The 4,429-nt window shown below is 49.8% G+C and carries 2 protein-coding genes and 1 pseudogene; 2 read left to right on the forward strand and 1 reads right to left on the reverse strand.

The genetic code is table 11. The features are described from left to right. Positions 1-244 precede the first annotated feature (244 nt). On the forward strand, positions 245-1,432 hold the full coding sequence (locus ACI31H_RS07880) for an ammonium transporter (RefSeq protein ID WP_439771433.1): 1,188 nt from the start codon (positions 245-247) through the stop codon (positions 1,430-1,432). 44 nt (positions 1,433-1,476) lie between these two features. Here ACI31H_RS07880 and ACI31H_RS07885 read toward each other — a convergent pair whose 3' ends face one another. Next, entirely contained in the window at positions 1,477-2,817 is a 1,341-nt protein-coding gene (locus tag ACI31H_RS07885; protein ID WP_138464485.1) for an FAD-dependent oxidoreductase, read from the reverse strand. Positions 2,818-3,067: 250 nt separating this feature from the next. Between ACI31H_RS07885 and ACI31H_RS07890 the strand changes: the two are divergent. After that, positions 3,068-4,151 (forward strand): annotated as a pseudogene (locus ACI31H_RS07890) (LLM class flavin-dependent oxidoreductase). The last annotated feature ends 278 nt before the right edge of the window (positions 4,152-4,429 follow it).

The raw sequence follows: 4,429 nt of genomic DNA on the forward strand, positions 1-4,429 counted from the left end.
AGATTATTTCACTTACAAGTGCAGGCGCGATCCTATAATTACGGTATTACTTAATTGTAATACTGCTATACAGCGAACGCATGGCAGGCGGCTAATATATTCTTAACCAAACTGTCCCAGATACTAATCATTTTTCAGAGTGAAAGCACTTCACACAAATGATTCCACGATATTTCGCACAATCCATTGTGACTGCTGCGCAAAGATGGTAGATTATTCCCAACAATACGAGGAGATGGTCTACATGTCACAAGCAAACACATTATTCGTCATGATTGCTAGTATTCTAGTGTTACTGATGACGCCAGGGTTAGCATTTTTCTACGGTGGTCTAATCAATCACCGGCATGCCAATAATATGCTGCTCACTATTTTTATGATGTGTGGATTGGCCGTCATTCTGTGGATTACGGTCGGTTACTCCCTCTCGTTCTCCGGCAACCACTGGGGGATAATCGGCAACCTGCATAACATACTGATGATTAACGTCTCCATTAACGCAGTCACGAAAACCGGGATCCCGATCGGTGACTACACCATGTTTTTTATGATGTTCGCAATCATTACCCCGGCGATCTTTTGCGGGTCGGTGGTTGGTCACGGACGTTTTAACTTCCTAATCATCTTCACGATCTGCTGGTCGATCTTCGTCTACTACCCGCTGGTCCACATGGTTTGGGCACCGCACGGCTTCCTCGCCAGCCTCGGGGCGGTTGACTTTGCCGGTGGCTTGGTCGTCCACGTCAATGCCGGGATCACCGCCTTGATCCTTTCCGCATGGGTCGGCCGCCGCAAGGAAGTCTACGCCCAACACAACAACCTTTCCTGGGTCCTAATCGGGACAGCGCTATTGTGGATCGGCTGGTATGGCTTTAACGCCGGATCCGCCTTGGCCGTGGATGATACCGCGGTTCAGGCCATGTTAACGACCACGATTGCCTGCTCAACGGCAATGGTTACCTGGATGCTGCTGGACCGCTACCGGTTGAACCACGTTACCCTTGCCGGTGTTTGCAACGGGGCCGTCACCGGGCTCGTCGCCATTACTCCCAACGCCGGCTATGTTACACTAGGTGGTTCGATGATCATCGGCATGGTCGGGGCCGTGATCAGCCAATCGTTTATTACCCAGGTTAAGCCACACTTAGCGATCGATGATGTTATTGACGCATTTGGCTGTCACGGAATCAGCGGCATCTGGGGAAGTATTGCGACCGGTATTTTTGCGAGTCACCAGATCAGTGGCCAGGTCCCCAACGGCCTACTATTCGGCGGTGGCTTCCACCTGTTAATCATTCAAACGGCGGTTACATTGTTAACGATCACCTTTATCACCATCATGGATATAATCCTGATCAAGGCCCTGACGATTGCGCTCCCCGTCTCGATTGACAGCAGGAAATTAGCCGCGGTTCAGAGTAAGAATGCATAGAAATAAGGCACTAGCGCCAAATTCATGAAGCTAGTACCTTATCTTTATTTCACCGGCTTCTTCAATAAATCATTGAAGCCTTCGCTGATCGTCGGGTGGGTGTAAATCTGGTCGCGCAGCATGGTGTATGGGAGCTTGGCCCGCATTGCGAGGGCGACCATGTTAATGATCTCGTGTGACTCAGGGGCGTAGATCGTCGCCCCGATAATTTCTTTTGTCGCCGGATCAACCAGCATCTTCAACATCCCCCGCTGATCTTTCAGTACTTTCGCCTTAGGAATGGCGGCAACCGGCAGCTTGAATAGCTGGTAATCCTTCCCCGCCGCCTGGGCCTGCTTTTCGGTTAAGCCCACCTGTGACAGTGGCGGCTCGATGAAGACGCTAGTCGGAACCACACCCCGGTTGGTCGTCTGGCGCGTCCCGTCACCAAAGAGTTCGTCCTTGATGATCCGGAAGTCGTCTAACGAAATGTAGGTAAACTGGGGACCGCCCTTTGCGTCGCCGATGGCCCAAACATTTGGAACGGTAGTATGAAGATGAGGATCAACCTTGATTGCGCCCTGGTCCGTCAACTGGATGTCGGTATTTTCGAGGCCCAGGTTTTCGGTAACAGGGTGACGACCGGCCGCCACGAGGATTTTATCAGCCGAAACGCCTTGCTCGTTCCCCTGCTCTTCGTACCTAACCACCGCTTGACCGGCCTCGTCCGTGACCTTTTTAATCGCAACACCCATCTTGATCTCAACGCCGAGCTTCGCCAGGTTTTCCTTTACCATTGCCGCCACGTCATCATCTTCACGAGGCAGGAAAGTTGCATGGTGATCCAGCACTGTGACCTGCGCGCCGAAGCTGGCAAACATCGCCGCAAATTCAAGACCAATATAGCCCGCCCCGATAATCACCAGCCTAGCGGGTAGTTCCGGCAGTTCCATCGCGGTTGTTGAGGTCAGGAGTGCTTGACTATCCTTCAGGCCGGGAATTGCGGGGATATTCGGGGTCGCACCGGTATTGGTAAAGATGCGCCCGCCCTCATATTCTTCGGTTCCGGTGGCCGTTTCAACCGCGATCGTATGGTTGCCGGTAAAATGAGCGGTCCCATCCAACACCGTGACCGTCTCCTCGTCCGCCAGCATATGGTAATTCTTATTCCGTAATTGCGCGACCATCTCTATTTTTCCCTTAATGGCCGTCGCAAAGTCGGTTCCCCGTGCCGCTTCCGTAACCAACCGCTTCGATGGCAAGCAGGCAATGTTGATGCAGGTCCCGCCATACATCTGCTGTGACTTTTCCACCACTAATACCTCTTCGCCACGCTGAGCTAAGAACTTGGCAAGCGTCTTGCCACCCTTGCCAAACCCAATCACAATATTCTGAACTTTCTTCATGCTAGCCGTCCTCCGATCATATTTGCTTTTGATTATACCAGTCAACGGCTAATTGTCATTTTATTTGCCTGATGCTTTTTACCTTAGAGACTAACAAAGCTGGGAGACGTTTATGATCAATATAAGCCACAACATTTTTCAAGCCATTTAGTCAGTTCCACCAAAATCAGAAATCGTTAATAATCGTTGTAATATAAAATTTATTATTATAAACTACCATTACATAAATAAGTGAAAGGAGCATCCGCTTATGAAAGTTGAATTGGGAATTTTTACATTTGGTGAAACTACTCCGCTTGAGAAGACCGGCGAAGCCATCAGTCACGATGAGCGTATCCGTGACTTACTGGAAGAAATTACGCTGGCTGATAAGCTGGGGATTGACGTATATACCATTGGCAAACACCACCGAAAGGATTTTGCCGTCTCAGCGCCCGAAATCGTGCTAGCGATGGCCATCGCGCAGACAAAGCAAATTCATCTCTCCAGCGCCACCACCAACCTGCCGACAATTGACCCGATCCGCGTTTACGAGCAGTATGCGACGATTGATGCTGCCGCTCCCGGACGGATTGAGATCATGGCGGGCCGCGGCTCCTTTACCGAAGCCTTTGACCTGTTCGGCTATGACCTCGAGAATTACGACGAACTCTTCAAGGAAAAGCTTGAGATGCTGGTGAAGATCAACCAACATGAAATTCTCAATTGGCCAGGAGGAAAGTTCACGCCGAAAGTTGACCATACCGGCATCTACCACCGCAGTCAAAAAAACTCCCCATTTCATAGCCAGTGGCGACAATCCTAATTCCACCATCAGGGCCGCCGAGATGGGCTTACCGACCGTTTACGCAATCATCGGCGGGAAGCTCGTCTCGTTTAAGCCGTTGACTAAGCTCTACCGGGCGGTGGCGGAAAAGGCCGGCCATAAACTAAGCACGATGCCAATTGCCACCCACTCCTGGGGATGGCTGAGCGACGATAAGGAGAAGGCGGTTAAGGAATACTTCTACCCAACAAAACTGCTGGTGGACACCATTAGTCAGGAACGGGAGCAATGGTCGGGGATGACGTACGAGCAGTATCTCGATGGTATCGGTGACGACGGGGTGATCTTCGTGGGGGATGCTGAGACCGTCGCTAACAAGATCATCAAATTGATGGATACACTGAGGCTGAAGCGTTTCTACCTCCACTTGCCGATTGTCTCAATGCCCCACGAGGACGTACTAAGGGCGATTGAAATCTACGGCAAAGAGGTCGTCCCACGGGTGAAGGAACACTTTGAAAAGAAGGAAAAGCTGAACGACTTCTCCATTAAGTGGAAGGTGCGCTGATGGGTGTTATATTATAATTAATTTATGAGATGATACTGTACAAATGAATGATTTAACTCAGAGCGAACCCTTTTCCTTAAAAAGAATGGTTATGCGACTAAAGTTACTACTGATGAAGGGAGAAGCACTAGTCATGCAAGTTACTTTGGCAGACGACACTGAAAATGAAATGCTGAAAGTGGCTAATATCTTGAAATAGCACAGTATCCCAGCTAATAAATAAAACCTAAATTTCAAGAATAAGTTAGCCACTGGACTCAAATAAATAATACTGACCA

Origin of the sequence: Limosilactobacillus sp., from assembly GCF_051873035.1 — a bacterium.
Taxonomy (GTDB): Bacteria; Bacillota; Bacilli; order Lactobacillales; family Lactobacillaceae; genus Limosilactobacillus.

What these genes read in the sequence shown, in the direction of transcription:
- ACI31H_RS07880 (WP_439771433.1), top strand. Translation starts at nt 245, where the DNA reads ATGTCACAAGCAAACACATTATTCGTCATGATTGCTAGTATTCTAGTG.
- ACI31H_RS07885 (WP_138464485.1), bottom strand. Translation starts at nt 2,817, where the DNA reads ATGAAGAAAGTTCAGAATATTGTGATTGGGTTTGGCAAGGGTGGCAAG.